The following is a 17,045-nucleotide window of genomic DNA, read 5'->3' as shown; positions in this document are numbered from 1 at the left end:
ACCTGAGTGCCGAGCGCAAGCCTCGTCTGTGAGGGCGGGGTTAGCGAGAGCCTGTTGTCGGAGTGCGCCGAGTGTGTCGTAGGGGTGTGGGAGTCTCTCGGGTATGAGCATCGTGCAGCGCGTCTACCCCGCCGAGGGTGCGCAGCTCGATGCGCTGACCATGCACTGCGATCACGCCCGCTACGTCTACAACCTGGGGTTGGAGCAGCGTTCGTGGTGGACCCCCTCGCGCCGCCATTTCCGGCAGAAGATCACCGTCGCCTCGCAGATGCGGGACCTGACCGAAGCCAGAGCTGAATTCGACTGGCTCCGCGCCGGTTCCACCGTCGTGCAACAAGGCACCCTGCGTGATCTCGATCGGGCGTTCACCAACTTCTTCGCCCGCCGGAGCGGGTACCCGACGTTCAAGAAACGGTCCGGTGCCCGGCAGGGATTCGTGGTGCGTGATCTGGCGGTGCGGCGCATCAACCGGAAGTGGGGCGAGATTCTTGTCCCGAAGGCCGGGTGGGTGCGGTTCCGCATTTCCCGCGCCTGGGCGGATATCCGTGCGGCGACGTCGGCTCGGATCGCACTGGCGAACGGTCGGTGGACGGTGAGCCTGACAACGCCGCCCGCACCTCGCCGGGAAACGTCCACCACAGCGGTGGTGGTGGGGATCGATCGGGGCGTGGCGAATTCGATCGCCACGAGTGACGGCCGCATGTTCCATGCTCCCGGATTCTCTGCCGGAGAGCAGGGTCGGTTCGTGGCCTTGCAACGCCGCTTGTCCCGTCAGCAGAAGGGTTCGGCGAACCGGGAACGGACGAAAGCGAAGTTGGGGCGGATGCGACTGCGTCTGGCCGATCGACGCAGCGACTGGATCGAGCAGACCACCACCGACATTGCCAGCACCTACGCGGCGGCGACGATCGAGAATCTGCCGATCCGAAACATGACCCGCCGTGCGAAACCGAAACCGGACCCCGACAACCCGGGAGCTTTCCTCCCCAATGGTGGGCGGGCGAAGTCCGGTTTGAACCGGGCGATCCTCGCTTCCTGTTGGGGGAAGTTCGCGCAGCGTCTCGACCACAAGATGTCGGTCGTGACAGTGTCGGCCGCGTACACGTCGCAGGAGTGCTCGAACTGCGGTCATATCTGTCCGGAGAATCGCGAGAGTCAAGCGGTTTTCCGGTGTCAGGGCTGCGGTTTCGAGCATCATGCGGATATCAATGCTGCGATCAATATTCGTGATCGTGGGTTCAATCTCGAATATCAACCCGGGGGCATTCTGGGGGATCGGGTGTGTCAGTCACGGAAACGTGCCGCATCAACCGTCTCGGTGGCGTGAGCTGTCGGGGAATCCTCGTCTGTGAGGGCGGGGAGGATGCCAACTACCAGATCGGCCTGGAGAACATGCGTTCCCGGATGTACTCCGCGCTCGGGATTACCGAGCAAGGCTTCAGCACCGATTCCTGTCGCGTCCCGTGGGCGGAGGACTGACACTGATATATCCGCAGGTGCGTTTCAATTTACCTATCTGTGACGCATTTGCGGATGCTTTGTCTTGTTTCGCGCAGCGCCGCACCCTACGATCACGTGGTGCCCAACATTCGAATCCGGGAAGCCGCCGGCCTGCTCGGTGTCAGTGACGACACCGTCAGGCGCTGGGTCGACGGAGGTCAACTGAGCGCCTCGACGGACGACGTGGGCCGCAAGGTCATCGACGGCGCCGAGTTGGCTGCGTTTGCTCGCGCCAACTCCGCGCCCGCTCCTACTGATCCACTGAGCGGTGGGAGTTCGGCGCGCAACAGATTTGCGGGCCTCGTCACCAAAGTTGTCACCGACAAAGTGATGGCGCAGGTCGAGATGCAATGTGGTCCGTTCACCGTGGTCTCGCTCATGAGTACCGACGCAGTCCGTGAACTCGGTCTCGAAGTCGGCAGCATCGCCGTTGCCGTCGTGAAAGCCACGACCGTCATCGTAGAAACGCCGTAGGGGAAACAGTGAAAAGAATTCTCGGAATCGTTGCCGCCGGTGTACTTTCGCTTGCTCTGGTGACGGGATGCAGCAGTCCGGACAGTTCAACGAAATCGACGTCGACGAGAGCAACCGGCAACATCACAGTCTTTGCGGCAGCGTCGTTGAAGGGAACTTTCACCGAACTCGGTAAGGAGTTCGAGTCCGAAAATCCCGGCACAAAAGTAACTTTCAGTTTTGCCGGCTCCTCCGACCTTGTTGCGCAGATCATCGCGGGCGCTCCGGCCGATGTATTTGCCTCAGCGGACGCCGCGAACATGAAGAAGGCTACCGACGCCGGCGTCGTAGAAGGAACGCCTTCGGACTTCGCGAGCAATACCCTCGCGATTGTCGTTCCGCCGGGAAACCCGAAGGGCATCAACACGTTCAATGATTTGGCACAAGGGGGAACACAAGTGGTGATCTGTGCCCCGCAGGTTCCGTGTGGCGCAGCCACGAAGAAGGTCGAAGACGCTACCGGTCAAACACTGAAGCCGGTCAGCGAGGAATCGTCGGTGACCGACGTGCTGAACAAGGTCACCTCAGGTCAGGCTGATGCCGGAATCGTCTACGTCACGGACGCGAAATCGGCCGGCGACAAGGTCGAGACCATCGCATTTCCCGAAGCCGCCACGGTGGTCAACCTGTACCAGATTGCGGTGCTGAAGGATTCGAAGAATGCGTCAACCGCAACAAAGTTTGTTGATCTGGTGAAGGGGTCTAAGGGTCTTGCCGTCCTGAGTGACGCAGGATTTGCCGCTCCGTGATGCGAATCAAACCGGCAACCCGCGCTCCGCTCGGGTTGCCGATCTGGATTTATTTCCCCGCACTGATCGGCGGGGCCTTTGTCATAGTCCCACTGATAGCGATGATGTCGACCGTTCACTGGTCGGAGTTCTGGCAACTCGTGACCTCGGAGTCGTCGATTGCCGCATTGACGCTGAGTGTGAAGACGGCTGCCCTGAGCACGATTCTCTGCATTCTCTTCGGCGTCCCGATGGCTGTGGTTCTGGCGCGCAGCAGTTTTCGGGGTCTGTCGGTTCTACGGTCGCTGATACTCCTTCCTCTTGTTTTGCCACCGGTAGTGGGCGGCATCGCATTGCTGTACACCTTCGGCCGTAAAGGACTGATCGGTGAGCAGTTGGAGGTGCTCGGAATTCAGATCGCATTCTCGACGACAGCTGTCGTGTTGGCACAAACCTTTGTCGCTCTGCCCTTTTTGGTGGTGAGCCTCGAAGGTGCGCTGCGTACGGCAGGGGTTCGCTACGAAGCAGTAGCCGCGACGCTCGGTGCCAGACCGACGACAGTGCTTCGCAGAGTGACTCTTCCGCTGGTGCTGCCCGGCCTCGTTTCCGGTGCGGTCCTGGCGTTTGCCCGAGCACTCGGAGAATTCGGTGCGACGCTGACGTTTGCCGGCAGCCTCCAAGGTGTGACCCGCACCCTGCCGCTGGAAATTTATCTGCAGCGCGAGACAGATCCGGATGCAGCCGTGGCACTTTCGCTGGTGCTCGTTGTTGTCGCAGTGGTGATCGTCGTTGCAGTTCGCGGCCGTGGAACGGCGGGATCACTGTGAGCGGACTACACATCGACATCGAGATACCGGAACGCGACGTTATCGCCACGTTCGACGTCGTGGCCGGAGAAGTGACGGCGATCCTCGGACCCAACGGTGCCGGTAAATCCACAGTGCTGGCTGCTGTTGCAGGACTACATCATCCGCATCGCGGGATGATCGAACTCAACTCGCGAGTGCTGACGGATACTGCTGCCGGAATCGCTCTGCCGCCGCACAAGCGCGGTACCGCGCTTCTGGCCCAGGACGCATTGCTCTTTCCTCATCTCACTGTGGCGGACAACGTTGCGTTTGCGCCTCGCAGTGCCGGTCGAGCGCGGCGCGAATCGGCGGAGATTGCCCGCCGCTGGCTCGACGCCGTCGATGCCGGTGAACTCGCAGAACGGAAGCCGTCGCAGTTGTCCGGGGGACAGGCACAACGGGTTGCCGTCGCGCGGGCGCTGGCGGCGGAACCGGAGTTGCTGCTCCTCGACGAGCCGATGGCTGCACTGGACGTTGCCTCGGCACCCGCCCTACGGTCGTTGCTGCGCCGGGTATTGCGAACGGGCGAGCGCACAGCCGTTCTGGTCACTCATGATGCTCTCGACGCTCTCGCTCTCGCGGATACCGTCGTAGTTCTCGATGGTGGGAGAGTGGTGGAACGCGGCGACGTCCGAACGGTTCTGACGCGTCCACGGAGCGCCTTTGCTGCGAGGATTGCCGGAGTCAATCTCCGGACCGGAGATATGCAGGGGGACGGAATGATTCGCACTCCGTCCGGAATCGATATCTACGGGATCGCCGAGATCGATGAGCCACGAGGCAGCTCTGCCGTCGCCGTATTCGAGCCTCGTGCGGTATCCGTCTATCTCGAACCCCCACACGGAAGCCCACGAAACGCCTTCACCGTGACGGTCGCGGAAATCGAGAACCGCGGAGCCATCGTTCGGGTACGAGCCGAGGACGAAGAAGGGCAGCCCGGTCTGTCGGCCGATATCACCGCAACCGCAGCGGCCGAGCTCGATTTGATTCCGGGCTCAGCCGCTACGTTTGTCGTGAAAGCTACCGAAACATTGATCTACGCGCAGGGCGCCGGTTCATAGAAGTCGCCCGTCATGGAATCCGTGTAGAGAACGGCGATTTCGATAGAGTACTTCTCCGCGATGGGCTTGCGGCGCAGCTTCATCGTCGGAGTCAGTTCGTCGCTTCCCGGCTCCCAGAACGTCGGAAGTATGCAGAATCGTTTGATCTGCTCCGCCCTCGACAGTCGTGAATTCCCCTCTCCGACAGCAGTAGCAATGGTGTCGACGATCCGGGAGTCCTTGGCGAGCACGGCAGCATCTGCCGCAAGCCCCAGCGTGCGCGCGATATGCAGGGCAGCTTCCGCGTTGAGTGTGATCAGTGCAGTGTTGAACGGTCGGCCGTCACCGATTGTGACTACCTCGCCGATGAGCGATGATGATGTCTTGACGGCAGTTTCGATCGCGGCCGGAGACATGTTCTTACCCGACGCGTTGATGATCAATTCCTTCTTCCGATCGATCACCGTCAGGTATCCGTCGGAATCCGTGGTAACGATGTCACCGGTCGAGAGCCAACCGTCGGAACTCAGGGCCTCAGCAGTCTTTTCCGGCTCGCCGCGATAGCCCTTCATCACCAGCGGGCCGCGTACGAGCAATTCACCGTCGGACTCGATACGCATTTCCATGCCGGGGAGAAGTTTTCCGACCGTCCCGAGCTTGGTCGGATCAGCCGGCGCGGTGCTGGCGATGCAGGTCAGCTCGGACATACCCCAGATCTCGGAAATCTGAATACCCAGCGCGGCAAAGAACGCCAGCGTGTCCGGTGGAATCGGGGCGGCACCGGAAATGGCCCATTTCAATTCGGTAAAGCCGAGCCTTGCGCGCAACGCGGACAGGACCATTGAATCTGCCTTGGCGTACTCCGCTTCCAGTTCCGGGGGAACGGCGTCGCCGGTCCGCAAGAGCGCGAGACGCTTACCTCCCACGGCCAGTGCCCACTGGAGCGCTCCGCGACGTGCGTCGTCGGGTTCGTTGGCGACCGCCAATTCGACTGCAACCTTGAGCTTCTCCCACACCCGGGGAACACTGCCCCAGATGGTGGGTCGGCAGTCCGGAAGCGCGGCCGCGACCATCGAGGGGTCGGGTACCACAGTGATTTCCGTTCCGAACACCATCTGCATATACAGACACGTCATCCGATCCGCGATGTGTGCGGATGGCATGTACGACGTGATGCGGTCACCGAATTCGACGGGAAGGACTTTGCTGACCGCGTTGGTTTCGAACAGCATGGCGGTATGCGTCGACTCGACGCCCTTGGGATTTCCGGTGGTTCCGGACGTGTAGATCAAGGTCGCGACGTCACTGGGTTGTACTGTGTTCCAGGTTGATTCGAAGTCGAATGTCTCCGGAGCCTCGGACTTCAGCTGATCAAGCGTCAGGATTCCGTCCGGAAGATCGGCGGGATCGGCATCGATGACGACAATAGTTTCAACCGGTGCCCCTGATTGCCCGACCTTCTCCAAGTATTTCGCTTCGCAGACAAGAACCCGCGCACCCGAGTTGGTGAGAATGTAGCTGATGGCTTCGGGCGAAGATGTGTTGTAGATGGAGAAAGCGGTGGCTCCGACGTGCTGGGCACCCACGTCGATCGGATAGAACTCGATCCGATTGCCCATCAGCAGGGCAACGGTGTCGCCCCGTTTGACTCCGATCCCGGTCAATCCTGCTGCAACGTCACGGACCTGATCGGCGTAGTCGCGCCACGTCAAAGTTTGGGTGCCACCGATGGTTCTCACTGCGACGGCGTCGGGCGCCACGGCGGAGACTCGTTGGAAGGCTGAACACAGTGTGGTCATGAGGCGCTCCTGGATCTGGTGGTGGTGTTGTCGGTTCTTGTCTCGAGTTCGCGAATGAGCTTCTGTGTCTGCGTATCCCGCGCCAGATAGCTGTCGGCGAGAATGTTGATGAAGCCGCGCCCCCACGCCCACGGCTCCCACGCAGCGGGCGCCAGCGTTCTGCCTGCCCGGCGTGCAATGGCGTCGGCGATCACTGTTGCCGCGCGCTCCGGGGAGATCCGGTGACGCAGTGGACCGGGAAGCATCGCGTCGAGCTTGCGTCCGATCTCGTCGTCGTCGAGCGTTGCCCGCGCCAGTTGTGTGTCGACCATTCCGAAGTAGGCAACCCCAGCAGTGGCGCCGCGACCGGCCACTTCCAAACGCAGTGCGCGGCCGAGAGCTTCGACACCGGCCTTGCTGATCATGTACGACGCGCCGCCAACCCCCGGCGCAAACGATGCCGCCGACGACACGACAACAATGTGCCCGCGATTGCGAATGACCTCGTCGATCAGTGGATGCACGGTGTTGAACACGCCGATCAGATTGACGTCGATGACCCGGTCGAATTCAGCTGGGTCGATCTGCCTCAATGTTGCCGGGGGAGGGGTGATTCCGGCATTGGCCACCACCACATCGACTCGTCCGAGGTGGTTCACTACTGAATTCGCGGCTGCCCTCATGGCTTCCCGATCGCGAACGTCAGCCGTCGCCGTCACCACGCGCTCCGAGCCCAACGCGGTCTTGGCTGCAGCGAGCGACGATCCATTTACGTCGACGAGCGCCACAGTTGCGCCGCGCGAGTGCACTGTGCGAGCCAGGGCCAATCCGATGCCGTCCCCGCCCCCGGTGATCAGGACAACCTTTCCGGAGACGTCGTAGTCGACTCGTCGACCCGGCAACGGAATGCCGAGATCCCGGACCGTGCCCGTCACTGCTGACCAACGTCCTGTCATCTTTTCAGTGCCTTCCGTGTAGTGCGCGTATGAGAACCCTGACCAGCGAATCGATTCGGGCGGTACGACGGAATGTCGTCAGCGGCAGCAACGAGGGGAATCGCTGGCGACTCAGGGCCCGCGCGTAGGTGAATTCCTTGAGTCCGTCGGCGCCGTGGACACGTCCGAATCCGGACTCGCCGACACCACCGAGCGGAAGGTTGGGAATTGCGGCATACATGACGTATGAATTCACCGAAGCCCCTCCGGAACGAATCCGGTCTGCGATGGCAACGCCGTTCTTACTGAATACGCTGAGCCCTAACGCATATCGCGACGCGTTGGTGTGCATGATCGCCTCGTCCATAGTGCGGACTTTGGTGATGGTCATCGTCGGGCCGAAGGTTTCTTCGGTGACCGCGAGGCTGTCTTCGGGTACGTCGACCAGAATTGTCGGCTGTACGTATTGCCCTGAGATGGCATCCGGTCCGCCGAGGACTACTCGTCCGCCCTTGGCAACCACGTCTGTCATATGACGGCGGATGATGTCTACCTGCGAGGGCATCGTTATGGGGCCGATCTTGTCCTGCGCACCCGAGCCCGCGCGGATCTTCGACGCCAATGCGATTGTCTTGTCGAGGAACTCGTCGTAGACGTCTTCGTGCACGTATACGCGCTCGACGCCGAGACACGTCTGACCCGAGTTGGACAGTGCGCCCCAGACTGCGGCGTCTGCCGCAGCATCGACGTTGCCGGTCGAGTCGAGAATCAATGCGTCTTTCCCGCCGCACTCCATGAGCACGGGAGTGAGAGTCTCGGCGCAGGCTGCCATAACCTTTTTGCCGGTCGCCGTAGATCCGGTGAAACCGATCTTGTCCACGCCGGACCGACATAACTCGGCTCCGACAGATCCGTCACCGGTAATCACCTGCAGTACCGAATGCTCGGGCACGACCTCTGCGAAGGCGCGTCCCAACCACTCGCCGACGCCCGGTGCGAACTCGCTCGGCTTGTAGACCACGGCATTGCCGGCAGCCAGAGCAAACGAAATTGATCCCAGCGGAGTGAAGATCGGATAGTTCCACGGGCCGATCACTCCGACCACACCGAGTGGCCGGTACTCCAGGCTCGCAGCCTGATTGATCGTGAGCACGCTGGATCGGACCGACCGTCGACCGAGTACCTTGCCCGCATTCTTCGACGCCCAGGCGAGGTGCTCGATAGCCATCGCAATTTCGAGCATCGCGTCGGGGTGCGGCTTACCCATCTCGAGATGAATGACCTCCGCGAGTTCCGGTGCCCGGCGTGCGATGATTCCGCGCCACCGGTCCAGACGGTGAGCACGCTCGTCAAAAGCCAGCCCGGCCCACCAAGTAGCAGCGACACGAGCAGTGCGGACGGCGTCGGCCACTTCGGCACCGCGCTCGATTGTTGTCTTCATCTCCGGACTCCTTGGCGTGTGTCGTCAATGGCGCCTTGCGCCCATCCCTTGGTGACGCGTTGGAGGACCGGCCGTGAGAGTGCGAGCGCCGGAGCGAACCATCGCTGTGGTTCTACGGCAAAGGTCCAGGTGAGGCGACTTCCGCCCGGAATCCGTTGCACCAGGATATCTTCGGCGAACCTGCGCAGTCCGGGAAGCGAGGCAGCCTCGACATAGAATGACATCTGCGTTCCGTCGTCCCAGCGAAAGAACCTTTCCTGCAAGGAGGCAACGCCGCCGGCGGCTTCGACGACGCGAGTCGAGCCCACCCCGAACGGCCTGGTGGAGGTCCAGTCAGCACGTGTGAGTCCACGGGCCCAGGACACCAGTGCGTCATCGGCAGTCAATGTGCGCCAGAGGCTTTCGGGATCCACGTCACTCTCGATCGCGTGAACGATCTTGATCGGTGCCGATGGGAAGAATGTGGCATCGGCCTGTTCGAGAGCGTAGGAGCGCTTCACAGGTCCAACACCAGACTTCCACCGGTAGAGCGTGATCGGCAGGTCAGCATGAAATCGCTCCGTTCGCTGTCGGTGAGCAATGTGTCGCGGTGGTCGATGTTTCCGGAGAGAACGTGCACTTTGCATGTCCCGCAGAATCCCTGCTGGCAGGAGTAGGCAACACCCGGGAGTGCGCGTCTGACGGCCGCCAAGGTGCTCTCCTTGGCGCCCACGTCGACGGTGACACCAGTTTTGGCCAGGTGCACCGTGAACTCATTTCCGTCCGCCACCGGCAGCGGGGAGAAACGTTCGCTGTGTAGGGAACCGGTGGGGTTGACGGCCACCATGACCTCACGTGCCGAGGACATCAGCGGCGTCGGACCGCAGATGTACACCGCAGCGCCCGGCGTGGAAGCGGAGACTATCGATGCGATATCGGGTAGTCCGAACTTGTCGTCGGGTCGAATCGTGACCTGTCCGCTGGTGAAGCCCACGATCTCGTCCAGGAACGGCATCGTGGCCCGAGTTCGGCCGAGATAGTCCAAACTCCACGGTATTCCACGCTCGTGGCAGCGCCGAATCATGGGGAGAATTGGTGTGATGCCGATTCCGCCGGCAATGAAGAGATACGACGGTGCCTCGACGAGGGGGAAGGCGTTTCGCGGTCCGCGCACATTCAATTGAATACCGGACGCAGCGTCGTGGTGAATCTCGCGTGACCCGCCGTTGCCGTCCGCGATGCGCCGCACCGCAATCCGATAAGAAGACAGATCGCCGGGATCTCCGCACAGTGAATACTGCCGCTGCTTGCCGGAGGGCAGAAAGACGTCGAGGTGTGCTCCGGGAATCCACGCCGGAAGGGCCTCTCCGTCGGGAGCAGTAAGGGTAATGCTGACAACGTCCTCGCATTCCAACTGCACCGACGACACGTCGAGCAACATGTCGAATCCGCTGTAGCGAACGGGTTTCGGGCGGGAAAGCAGCGGCGCCGCAGCACTGGCGGCAAAGATGCGTCGGTAGGCGTCGGTCGCCTGAGCGGCCAGTCGAAGCGACCGGGGCGGGTCGAAGGACGCGGCATGGTCAGCCTTGGTCTTGTTCATCCGTAGACCCTTTTCAGGAGGAGTGATTCGCGGCAGGCGAACGTGCGAGATAGCGCAGAGCGACGTCCATGTCGCCGATCTGTGACGGGTGAAAACTCGGTCGCAAGTACGGAGGCATTTCGGTGATCAAGAACTTGAGATTGGGCACCAGGCCGCGACGCGTCGCGCTGATCAATTGCAGAGGCCAGAAGCGGCCCTTGGCTTTTGACGGATCCTGGCGGAAGAGATAGTTCATCGATGCACCGAACAGCACGATCAGGGTGAAACTGGCGAGCAGTGCCGTTCGGACACGTCGCGCGTAGCTGCCGTCGACGTACATGTATGCGTCGAAAGCGACGTTGCGATGTTCCACTTCTTCGGCGCCGTGCCATTTGACCATGTCCAGCATCATCGGGTGCATGCCGGCGTTTTCCAATGCGGGATCGGTGAGCAGCCATTCGCCGAAGACCGCGGTGAAGTGCTCCATCGCAGCGAACAGGCCTAAGCGCTCACATAGCCACGCGTGCTTGGCTTTTCCGCTTAAACCCTTGTCGCCCAGGATCTTGTCGACGAGCCAATCCATGCGGCTCGACATCGGTTCCATGTTCATGCCGAGTTCGGCAAGGTGCTCCCGTGCGCCCTTGTGCGACGTCGCGTGGGTTGCTTCCTGGCCGACGAAACCCACTACTTCCTCGTGTAGCCGAGGGTCTTCGATGAGCGGTAGGGCTTCGGCGAGAGTGGCGGACATGGCGCGCTCGCCCTCGGGGAGGACCAGATGCATGAAGTTGATGACGTGGGTGACCATCGGTTCGTTCGGAACGTAGTGCAGCGGTACACCGTCCCAGTCGAATTCGACATCGCGCGCGGCGATTGCGTGAGCCTCGTCGGTATAGCGGCGGGCCCCGGTCGCGGCTACGACGGGCTTGCCTCGAAAAGTTTTGATTCCGAGCATTACTGGCTCCTCACGGATTCTCTGGAATTCCCCGTCGCTTCGCTCGCCCGGTCGACATTCCCCGTCGCTTCGCTCGCCCGGTCGACATTCCCCGTCGCTTCGCTCGCCCCGTCCTCGGCACGAATCGATGATTCGACGACCGGCCATCGGCGCTCGTAATGCGTCAGATCGGCTCGTCGGGTTCGGGCGCGGAATGAACGGTTGAATCCGCCGTAGAACGTGAAGTTGCGGCCGCCCTCTACCAGGTAGTAGCTGCTGCATCCGCCGGTGTTCCACACACTGGTCGCGAGCCGCTGATCCGTCTCGTCCACGAACTCCTGCTGGACGTCGGCACGTACCTCGATAGTGAGAATTCCCTGCTCGTCCATCTGTTGTACGCAACTCGAGATGTACTCGACCTGAGCCTCGATGGTGACGACCTGAGAGGTGTACACCACGGAGTTGGGGCCGAGGATCATGAAGAAATTGGGAAATCCGTTGATCGTCGTGCCGAGGAACGCCTCGCCGCTCCCGTTCCACGCCTCCGCGATGCTGCGTCCGTTGCGGCCCTTGATGATGCCGAACGATGGGTTGTCGCCCATCTTGAAGCCGGTGCCCATGATGATGGTATCGACTTCGTGCAGTCCTCCGTCGGTGGTGACTATGCCGTTCGAACGAACCTCGGCGATGCCGTCGGTCACGACCTCGACATTACTTGAAGCCAGAGCGGGATAGTAGGCATTGGAGAAGGTCGGGCGTTTGCAACCGAATGCGAACTGCGGGAGGAGCTTTGCGCGTAGTTGGGGATCTCGGACTTGACGACGCAGATGTGCGCGGCCCAGGGCGCCCAAACCCTTCAGCAATGCAGGTTTGTACACAAACCCCGGAACCATGGCTTCTTGCAACAGGTCGAGGCTCTTACGGGCGATGCGCTGGGCAGCCGGCACTCGCTCGAACAGGGTGCTGGGCCAACCGGTCATCGGCTGATCGGGATGCGGCAGGATCCACGTGGGTGTTCGCTGGAAGACGGTTAACGTCTGGGCGATCGGTTGTAGCCGCGGAATGATCTGAACTGCAGAAGCGCCGGTGCCTACTACGGCGATGCGTTGACCGTTCAAATCATGGTCGTGGTTCCAGTCTGCTGTGTGGAATACCTCGCCTTCGAACGAATCGAGACCCGGCAGGTTCGGCACAGCCGGGGCGCTGAAAGGGCCGGTGGCACCAACCAGGAACTGTGCTTCCCAGATGCAGTCCTGAGTTTGTACTCGCCAGAGTTGCTTACCTTCGTCCCACGATGCGTCGGTGACCTCTTGACCGCAATGCAGTCGGTCTGCGAGACCGAACTTCCGCACGCAATCGCGGAGATAGTCGTAGATCTCCGGTTGCAGCGGGTACAGGCGGGTCCAGTTGGGGTTGGGGGCAAACGAGAAGGAGTAAAGAATGGACGGAATATCGCACTGTGCGCCCGGGTAGGTGTTGACCTGCCATGTTCCGCCGGGCTCCTGTGCACGTTCGAGGATGACAAAATCGTCGATCCCCGACTGTGTGAGGCGAACAGCCGTGCCGATCCCGCCGAAGCCGGCTCCGATAACGACGACTCGGGTGCGGCGAGTTCTCGAGTCGTCTCGAGGAGCAGCTTGCTTCGAGGTTGTGTCGATCTCAACCATGTGTGACGCCTCCTGATTGGTGCGCGAACAACTGAACGAAGAGTAAGTCTGACATCAGATGATGTCAACAGCGGTTGATGTCAGAATTGGAATTGTTGACATACGGTGATGTCAGTTGCGAAATGGATAACCTGAGGTCCTGGCTATCGCGCCCGAGTGAGAGCATGGAGACATGACGGACACCGAGACTGCACGCAGTGGCCCGCGACGGTGGCGTGGTCTGGAACCGGAAGATCGACGTGCTGCCCGGCGGTCTCAGCTTGTCGAAGCCGGAATGCAGATCATGGGCACCGAAGGCGCCGCTGCGGCCACCATGCGCGCGACGTGCCGCGAAGCTGCGCTGACCGAGCGGTACTTCTACGAGAGCTTCGGTAGCCGAGACGAACTGCTGGTCGCGGTACTCGACGAGGTTGTTCTCGCCGCGCGAGACACAATTCTTGCCGCCCTCGAAACCGCACCGACCGATGCTCCGTTGCTGATTCGCCATGTCGTGAAAGCCTTTACCGCCTACGTCACCAAGGACCCGCGGCGCGGCCGCATCATGTTCGTGGAATCCCAGTCCGAACCTGCCCTGTGGGACCGAGGCCGGGAGTTGATGGCAGAGTTCACCAACCCGATTTCCTTCGCGCTCGAAGCGATGTACGGCGGCGAGAAGCGCGATGCCGTCAACTCCGAACTCAACTCGGTCGGACTGTTCGGGGCACTCGCATTCATCTATCAGGCGCACACTCAGTCCTCCAAGATCTCGCGTAAGCGTCTGGTGGAGCACATCTCGCTGATGATCGAGGCGCAGGCGAGGGTGAACAGCACTCCGGCGGGCAAGGCGTGACCGGAAAACGGCTGGGCCCGCAAGACCGGCGCGAACAGATCATTGTCAGCGCCGCAAAGGTTTTCGAGAGCAAGTCATACGCCGACGTGTCGATGACGGAGTTGGCCAAGGCTGCCGGCGTCGGACGTCCCTGCTCAATCACTACTTCGGCTCCAAACGCGACCTCTACCTGGACGTCGTACGACGGTTTGTCTTCATCCCCGAATTGGCGGTCGAACGCCTTCCTCGCTCCGCAAGTGCCGAGAAGCGGATCGATGCCGTGATCGATCGCTGGCTCGACGTTGCCGGGCGGCACCGCGGCATGTGGATGTCCACAGTGATGTCCGAGGATCTCCGGCGTGACCCGGAAATGGACCAGATTCTGCAGGACGCGGATTCTGTTGCCGCGCAGCGCATGATGGATGCCCTCGATCTTCGTCCGAGCGACGAAGATGCTTCCGCAGTTCGCGCTGCCATCGTCGCGTACGGCGGATTGGCGAAGGCTGCCAGTAAGCAGTGGCTGGTCACCGGGGCGTTGGAACGCAAACAAGTGCACACGTTGTTAGTGGTCAGCCTGCTCGCCATCGTCCGAGACGTAATCCCCACTCTGGCAACAGAAACATGACCGTCACTACAGCGATCTTGCGATGAGATCCTTCATCGTCTCGTTCGATCCGACATAAATCCGGGAGATGCGTGCGTCGGCGTACATCTGCGCGATGGGGTTGCGAACTGTTGGTCAATGAAGACCGTTTTGTGTCGTTTGATGCAGTTTTATCCCGTGATGGCCAGGCCAAAAGAGCTGACCTGGAACAGCAGCGGGATCGAACGTGACACTTCGGCAGATTTGGTCCGAGTCCGTCCCAGATCCGGTTTTCGGCCGTAGAGACATAGGCACCGCACTTCGTGATCTGTGTGTAGAGCGCCCCGGACAGTAGCCGGGTCGGTTGCGACAGCGATGACGCGTTCCTGTCGGTGTGTCGTTGTATGTTTTCTGTTGTCGGGCGATGGCCGACAACAGGCGGATTCCGGGGGGAGCTGTTGTGCTGGTGAAGGACATGACTATGGATGCGACGTTCGCCTCCGATATTGCGGTGGTGAATCCAGCCAGGTTGGTGATCCGGGCGTTTGTGTACGTCCTCGATCCCACCCCGGCTCAGGCCGAGATGTTGCGTTCGCACTGCGGGGCGCAGCGTTACGCCTACAACTGGGCACTGGATCAGGTGAAAGCGAACCTCGCTCAGCGGACTGCCGAAAAGTCATACGACATCCCGGATTCGGAGTTGACTCCGCCTGTGTCGTGGTCGGCGTACAGCTTGCGCAAACAGTGGAACACCGTCAAAGACACGGTTGCGGTCAACCGGGAGACGGGTGTGCCGTGGTGGCCGGAGAATTCGAAGGAGTCCTACAGCAGCGGCATCGCGAACTGCGCGACTGCGTTGTCGAACTGGTCCGATGCGCGGAGCGGGAAACGTCAAGGTGCGATGGGCTTCCCGAGGTTCAAGAGAATGCATGCCGTGCTCTCGTGCCGCTTCACCACCGGCGCTTTCGGGTTGGTCACCGGTGGTGGGGATCGTCGCCATGTGCAACTGCCGCGGATCGGGGTCGTCAGGACTGCCGAATCGACTCGTAAACTGGCCCGCAAAACGGCGGCGGGAACAGCCCGGATCAGGTCGGCGACGGTCTCGTTTCGGCGTGGTCGGTGGCAGGTGTCGTTTTCCGTCGAGTAAGACCTGCTCGAACTGTTCGGTAGTGAAAGCCAAGCTGCCGTTGAAGGTTCGGGTTTTCGTGTGCGGTGCGTGTGGTTTCCGTGCGGATCGTGATCACAATGCTGGCCTCAACCTTGCTGCGCTTGCTGCGAGTGTTGAGGGTGGCGCGTCTTCGGCGAGTTGCGGACGAGACGGTAATAAAGATGCCCGACAGAAACCAAACGTAAGACCTGCCTCTGTGCGGGCTGACGGTATTGCTGCGGGAACTCCACATGGTGGTGAACGTGGCCGGGGCAATCCGGGCACTCATGGCGAGTGTATTAGTCAACATTCATCGTGAACGGTATTCGAGGATGTAGCCGTATCCGCCGTGCAATTGGACGCATCGGTCGATTACCGCGCACTGCTGATAAAGGTGCTGTCGTCGTAAACCGCGAGACCGGACGGCTGTGGTGGCAGCAGAATTCGAAAGAGTCCTACAGCTCAGGGATCGCGATCGATGCTGCGCACAACGAGCCGGAGTGGGCTACGCAGCGGTGGGCGGAGCACACCGATCTCCATCATCTCGGATCCGATGTGCTGCACAGACTCTGGTTCGGAACGCAGGTTTCCAAACTTCACCTCGAGGAATGGGAATCGCGTTACTTACGTTCGGAGTCCGTCTGATCGATAACCCGCAAGCCGCTGAGTTTGTCCGGATTGGCCAGATCGTAGGCCGCGCACACGACACCGCCTCGAACCGTGAATCCTGCAACGCGCATCGGGAACGGCGGGTGGGCGTCGTCGCCGGGGGAGTCGGCGATGACGCAGCCGAGTTGACCGTTGACCAGGGCCGGCGAGATCGCCATCAACGCGTTCAGTCCGTACTTGCGTACCAGTCCCAAGTAGAACCGTGCGACCCGATCGCTGCCCCGCACGATATTGACTGCGGTTCGGGTCTTTCCGTCGGCGTCGCCGATCAATACGGCATCCGGGTCGAGTGCAGCGATGACATCATCCAAGTTTCCGCCGGCGATGGCTGCGACCAATCGTTCCACCGCTGCCGAATGTTCCTCGCTCCCTACCGGTTCGGGAGCCGCGGACGCGGACTTGCGTGCGCGTGACGCCAGTTGACGAGCGGCAGCGACTTCGATTCCCAGGATTCGGGCGATATCGCCGAACGGCACGTCGAAGCCGTCGTGCAGGACAAACGCAACTCGTTGCGTGGGCGTGAGGGTGTCGAGAACGATCAGTGCGGCTAGCCGGTTCTCTTCCTGCTGCACGACGTAGTCGAGTGGATCGGGAGGCGAGGATGCCGAGATCGACGTGACGATCGGTTCTGGAAGCCACTGTCCCACATAACTTTCTCGACGAACGGCCGCGGATTTCAGGCGGTCGAGGCAGATTCGTCCGACCACGGTGGTGAGCCACGCGCGTAGTTCACGAATCTCGTGCCCGGCAGTCTTCTCGGATTCTGCATTCTGTAGCCGTATCCACGACTCCTGCACGGCGTCCTGGGCATCGCTGAAACTACCGGTCAGGCGGTACGCGACGGCCATCAGATGGCCGCGGTGGGATTCGAAGGCCTGCGTAGTAGTCGGCATGCACAT

The 17,045-nt window shown here is 61.2% G+C and carries 19 protein-coding genes and 2 pseudogenes; 12 read left to right on the top strand and 9 right to left on the bottom strand.

Annotated features, from left to right (window positions below):
* Positions 1-103 precede the first annotated feature (103 nt).
* The 6 genes and pseudogenes from QM600_RS06530 to QM600_RS06505 all read left to right on the top strand — a co-directional run bounded on the left by QM600_RS06530 (position 104) and on the right by QM600_RS06505 (position 4,650).
* The gene (locus tag QM600_RS06530) at positions 104-1,327 is read left to right on the top strand and encodes an RNA-guided endonuclease InsQ/TnpB family protein (protein WP_283260652.1); all 1,224 of its coding nucleotides are present in this window, start codon (positions 104-106) and stop codon (positions 1,325-1,327) included.
* A 41-nt stretch (positions 1,328-1,368) separates the two neighbouring features.
* Positions 1,369-1,479, top strand: a pseudogene (locus QM600_RS06525) (carboxymuconolactone decarboxylase family protein); the annotation flags it as partial.
* 99 nt (positions 1,480-1,578) lie between these two features.
* Entirely contained in the window at positions 1,579-1,974 is a 396-nt protein-coding gene (locus QM600_RS06520; RefSeq protein WP_283260651.1) for a TOBE domain-containing protein, read from the top strand.
* A gap of 8 nt (positions 1,975-1,982) precedes the next feature.
* On the top strand, positions 1,983-2,762 hold the full coding sequence (modA, locus tag QM600_RS06515) for a molybdate ABC transporter substrate-binding protein (RefSeq protein WP_283260650.1): 780 nt from the start codon (positions 1,983-1,985) through the stop codon (positions 2,760-2,762).
* On the top strand, positions 2,762-3,568 hold the full coding sequence (locus QM600_RS06510; protein ID WP_283260755.1) for an ABC transporter permease: 807 nt from the start codon (positions 2,762-2,764) through the stop codon (positions 3,566-3,568). The genes modA and QM600_RS06510 overlap by 1 nt, the downstream gene beginning before the upstream one ends.
* Complete coding sequence (locus QM600_RS06505) at positions 3,565-4,650, top strand: sulfate/molybdate ABC transporter ATP-binding protein (protein ID WP_283260649.1); 1,086 nt, start codon at positions 3,565-3,567, stop codon at positions 4,648-4,650. Before QM600_RS06510 ends, QM600_RS06505 begins: the two co-directional genes overlap by 4 nt.
* On the opposite strand, the gene fadD11 is transcribed toward QM600_RS06505, so the two are convergent.
* From fadD11 to QM600_RS06470, 7 genes are read right to left on the bottom strand one after another with little or no spacing between them, the layout of a single operon-like run.
* Positions 4,626-6,428 carry a fatty acid--CoA ligase FadD11 gene (gene fadD11 / locus QM600_RS06500; protein ID WP_283260648.1) on the bottom strand — a complete coding sequence of 601 codons (1,803 nt, stop codon included), beginning with the start codon at positions 6,426-6,428 and terminating at the stop codon, positions 4,626-4,628. The two genes, QM600_RS06505 and fadD11, sit on opposite strands and share 25 nt — an antisense overlap.
* Positions 6,425-7,363 (bottom strand): SDR family oxidoreductase, encoded by a 939-nt coding sequence (locus QM600_RS06495; protein WP_283260647.1) that lies wholly within the window; start codon positions 7,361-7,363, stop codon positions 6,425-6,427. Before QM600_RS06495 ends, fadD11 begins: the two co-directional genes overlap by 4 nt.
* Positions 7,364-7,367: 4 nt before the next feature.
* Positions 7,368-8,783 carry an aldehyde dehydrogenase family protein gene (locus QM600_RS06490; RefSeq protein ID WP_283260646.1) on the bottom strand — a complete coding sequence of 472 codons (1,416 nt, stop codon included), beginning with the start codon at positions 8,781-8,783 and terminating at the stop codon, positions 7,368-7,370.
* Positions 8,780-9,283, bottom strand: coding sequence for an SRPBCC family protein (locus QM600_RS06485; RefSeq protein WP_283260644.1), 504 nt, complete (start codon positions 9,281-9,283; stop codon positions 8,780-8,782). Before QM600_RS06485 ends, QM600_RS06490 begins: the two co-directional genes overlap by 4 nt.
* A complete protein-coding gene (locus QM600_RS06480) occupies positions 9,280-10,362 on the bottom strand; it encodes a PDR/VanB family oxidoreductase (protein WP_283260643.1) in 1,083 nt (360 codons plus the stop codon). The genes QM600_RS06485 and QM600_RS06480 overlap by 4 nt, the downstream gene beginning before the upstream one ends.
* A 13-nt stretch (positions 10,363-10,375) precedes the next feature.
* Positions 10,376-11,293, bottom strand: a complete 918-nt coding sequence (locus tag QM600_RS06475) for a metal-dependent hydrolase (RefSeq protein ID WP_283260642.1) — start codon at positions 11,291-11,293, stop codon at positions 10,376-10,378.
* Positions 11,293-12,939: a flavin-containing monooxygenase gene (locus QM600_RS06470; RefSeq protein ID WP_283260641.1), complete on the bottom strand. Its 1,647-nt coding sequence runs from the start codon at positions 12,937-12,939 to the stop codon at positions 11,293-11,295. Before QM600_RS06470 ends, QM600_RS06475 begins: the two co-directional genes overlap by 1 nt.
* 172 nt (positions 12,940-13,111) lie before the next feature.
* Between QM600_RS06470 and QM600_RS06465 the strand changes: the two genes are divergently transcribed.
* The 3 genes from QM600_RS06465 to QM600_RS06455 are packed head-to-tail and all read left to right on the top strand — an operon-like array spanning position 13,112 to position 14,372.
* Positions 13,112-13,768 (top strand): TetR/AcrR family transcriptional regulator, encoded by a 657-nt coding sequence (locus tag QM600_RS06465; protein ID WP_283260640.1) that lies wholly within the window; start codon positions 13,112-13,114, stop codon positions 13,766-13,768.
* Complete coding sequence (locus QM600_RS06460) at positions 13,765-14,031, top strand: TetR/AcrR family transcriptional regulator (RefSeq protein ID WP_283260639.1); 267 nt, start codon at positions 13,765-13,767, stop codon at positions 14,029-14,031. The genes QM600_RS06465 and QM600_RS06460 overlap by 4 nt, the downstream gene beginning before the upstream one ends.
* Positions 14,028-14,372 carry a hypothetical protein gene (locus QM600_RS06455; RefSeq protein ID WP_283260638.1) on the top strand — a complete coding sequence of 115 codons (345 nt, stop codon included), beginning with the start codon at positions 14,028-14,030 and terminating at the stop codon, positions 14,370-14,372. The genes QM600_RS06460 and QM600_RS06455 overlap by 4 nt, the downstream gene beginning before the upstream one ends.
* A 6-nt stretch (positions 14,373-14,378) precedes the next feature.
* On the opposite strand, the pseudogene QM600_RS06450 reads toward QM600_RS06455, so the two are convergent.
* Positions 14,379-14,471 (bottom strand): annotated as a pseudogene (locus tag QM600_RS06450) (acyl-CoA dehydrogenase family protein); the annotation flags it as partial.
* Positions 14,472-14,754: 283 nt separating this feature from the next.
* Here QM600_RS06450 and QM600_RS06445 point away from each other — a divergent pair.
* From QM600_RS06445 to QM600_RS06435, 3 genes are read left to right on the top strand one after another with little or no spacing between them, the layout of a single operon-like run.
* A complete protein-coding gene (locus QM600_RS06445) occupies positions 14,755-15,477 on the top strand; it encodes a helix-turn-helix domain-containing protein (RefSeq protein WP_283260637.1) in 723 nt (240 codons plus the stop codon).
* A complete protein-coding gene (locus tag QM600_RS06440) occupies positions 15,443-15,796 on the top strand; it encodes a zinc ribbon domain-containing protein (protein WP_283260636.1) in 354 nt (117 codons plus the stop codon). The genes QM600_RS06445 and QM600_RS06440 overlap by 35 nt, the downstream gene beginning before the upstream one ends.
* Complete coding sequence (locus tag QM600_RS06435; RefSeq protein ID WP_283260635.1) at positions 15,793-16,122, top strand: hypothetical protein; 330 nt, start codon at positions 15,793-15,795, stop codon at positions 16,120-16,122. Before QM600_RS06440 ends, QM600_RS06435 begins: the two co-directional genes overlap by 4 nt.
* Here QM600_RS06435 and QM600_RS06430 read toward each other — a convergent pair.
* A complete protein-coding gene (locus tag QM600_RS06430) occupies positions 16,098-17,045 on the bottom strand; it encodes a sigma-70 family RNA polymerase sigma factor (RefSeq protein WP_283260634.1) in 948 nt (315 codons plus the stop codon). The two genes, QM600_RS06435 and QM600_RS06430, sit on opposite strands and share 25 nt — an antisense overlap.

The organism is Rhodococcus sp. IEGM 1379 (genome assembly GCF_030056815.1).
Lineage (GTDB): Bacteria > Actinomycetota > Actinomycetes > Mycobacteriales > Mycobacteriaceae > Rhodococcus_F.
The sequence above is the reverse complement of the archived record's forward strand: the minus strand, read 5'-3'. Positions and strand labels throughout refer to the sequence as shown.